General features: G+C 66.4%; 1 protein-coding gene. It reads left to right on the plus strand.

Going from position 1 to position 1228, the window contains the following annotated elements; all coding sequences use genetic code 11:
• Positions 1 to 1078, plus strand: a 1078-nt coding sequence (locus tag H3V53_RS43065) for a pseudouridine synthase (protein ID WP_336603021.1), incomplete at its 5' end; no start/stop codon positions are given.
• Between the last annotated feature and the right edge of the window lie 150 nt (positions 1079 to 1228).

Raw genomic sequence — 1228 nt, forward strand, 5'->3', positions numbered from 1 at the left:
TCGTGGCGCGCAGCAAGAGCGCCGGCCGCGCGCCGAAGGTGCGCCGCGCCGTGCGCGCAGCGACGACGCGCCAAGCCACACCGAACGCCGCGCCTACGCGAGACCCGTGAAAGCTGCTTACCCGGACCGCGCCGCCGATGCGCCGCCAGCCGCCGCGAAGCCGGCGCCGCGCGCGACGAAAGCAAAGCGTGATGCGCGCTCCGTCGAGGACAGCTTCGACCGTCCGGCGCGTTTCGACCGCCCAGCGGAAAAGCCGGGCCGCAAGGTGCGACCGGCGGCAGCGCCGCGCCAGCGAGACGAAGGAGAATACAACGATGCGCCCGGCAATCTGCGCCTGTCGAAGCTGATGTCCGAGCTCGGCCTGTGCTCACGCCGCGAAGCCGACGAGTGGATCGAAAAGGGCTGGGTGACCGTCGACGGCGTCGTCATCGATACGCTCGGCACGAAGGTCCGCCCCGATGCCGACATCCAGATCGACCCCGCCGCACAAGCGGCCCAAATGAAGCAGGTGACGATCGTCCTGCACAAGCCGGTGGGCTACGTGTCGGGCCAGGCGGAAGACGGCTACGAGCCGGCCGTGACGCTCGTCAAACCCGAAAATCGCTGGGACGGCGACCGCACGGACATCCGTTTTTCCGCCGCGCATCTGCGCCAGCTGGCTCCCGCAGGACGTCTCGATATCGATTCGACCGGCCTGCTGGTGCTGACCCAGGACGGGCGCATCGCCAAGCAGTTGATTGGCGGCCATTCGGAAATCGACAAGGAATATCTGGTGCGCGTCACGTACGGGGATGTCGAAACGGACGTCGAACAGCAGTTTCCGCCCCAAAGCCTCGCGAGACTGCGTCACGGTCTTGAGCTCGACGGCGTGCCGCTCAAGCCGGCGATGGTCAGCTGGCAGAACGGCGAACAGTTGCGCTTCGTGCTGCGCGAGGGCAAGAAGCGCCAGATTCGCCGCATGTGCGAGCTGGTAGGTCTGCACGTGGTCGGCCTGAAGCGCGTCCGGATGGGCCGCGTGGTGCTCGGCGCGTTGCCGCCGGGACAGTGGCGCTATCTGAGCCCGGACGAGTCGTTCTGAGCCTGGGCAGCGCCGTCCAGGAGCGCCTGCCGACACGAAAAAGCCCGCAGTTGCGGTAATGCCGTTCAGTTAAGCACTGAACGGCATTTTTGCTTTTGACGCGGGAGGTGTTGTAAACGAGGCGCCGAGCTGTTAACTTTTCAGCGCGAT

It is taken from the genome of Paraburkholderia bengalensis (assembly GCF_037126505.1).
Taxonomy (GTDB): Bacteria; Pseudomonadota; Gammaproteobacteria; order Burkholderiales; family Burkholderiaceae; genus Paraburkholderia; species Paraburkholderia bengalensis.